The organism is Aequorivita sinensis, assembly GCF_006346335.1.
In the GTDB taxonomy this organism is placed as follows: Bacteria; Bacteroidota; Bacteroidia; order Flavobacteriales; family Flavobacteriaceae; genus Aequorivita; species Aequorivita sinensis.
Genome location: NZ_VDMC01000058.1, coordinates 1 through 812, shown reverse-complemented (window position 1 = coordinate 812; position 812 = coordinate 1). Strand labels below are relative to the sequence as shown.

Below are 812 nucleotides of genomic sequence, written 5' to 3'. Positions count from 1 at the left end.
TGAAGTGCCTCTAACGCAAGTTTTTGTACGTGAAAACGGTCGGTAACCTGCATTGCTCTTGGGAAGCATTTTTTACATATGGTCTTCATTGAGTTTGCCATATCAAGTGTAATCTCTTTGACTTTTGCTCTTTTCTTAGCTGATATTTTTAAGAGTTGTTCTATGATGGGTTCAACTTTGGTTCCAGCGAAGATGGCAACGATGCTCCCTTTCTTTCCTTTGGCTTTTTTGTTAGTAATTATTGTGTAGAGCTCTCCTTTAGATAGCGCTGTTTCGTCAATGGATAGGTAAGGCCCAATGTTTTCAGGGAATATGAGCCATTGTTTGGCATGCTTCTTTTGTTCCCAGTCTTTAAAATCACTTAGACAGTCTTTGTATTGGCGCTGTAGTTTTTTGCCATTAACACCATAAAAATAACCGATTGTATGGCAATTGGATGCTTTAGTATCGACTAATTTCTTTTAAAAAAGCAGCGAACTCGGTGGTCATCCGTGTTCCCTGTGCTACTAAATTCCAATCTCTCTGAACAACTTCTTTAGTTGCCTTATCCAGCCATCTACGCCGTTTTACATGCAGGTATACTGTGTTTCCGCGCAATGGAAAATCTTGGATAGTAACTTCTTTGTGAAAACCGTGCGCTATAAGTTGTCGTTTTGATTCTTCCGCTGGTACAGCGTTACGCTCTTGAAAATAAAGATGCATAACTTCACCACTTTTTGTATTCTTTACAAGATCGAAGTGATTGATTAAAAATTCAGGCAGGATAAGTTTCAGTAGGTCTAGATAATTGTCCAAAGCTTTGTTTTAAAAAA

2 protein-coding genes are annotated in these 812 nt (G+C 38.3%); both read right to left on the bottom strand.

Going from position 1 to position 812, the window contains the following annotated elements:
* On the bottom strand, positions 1-239 hold a 239-nt coding region (locus FHP04_RS14760), incomplete at its 3' end, for a transposase (protein ID WP_246051458.1).
* 202 nt (positions 240-441) lie between these two features.
* Positions 442-795, bottom strand: coding sequence for an ISAon1 family transposase N-terminal region protein (locus FHP04_RS14380; protein ID WP_139856841.1), 354 nt, complete (start codon positions 793-795; stop codon positions 442-444).
* Positions 796-812 lie beyond the last annotated feature (17 nt).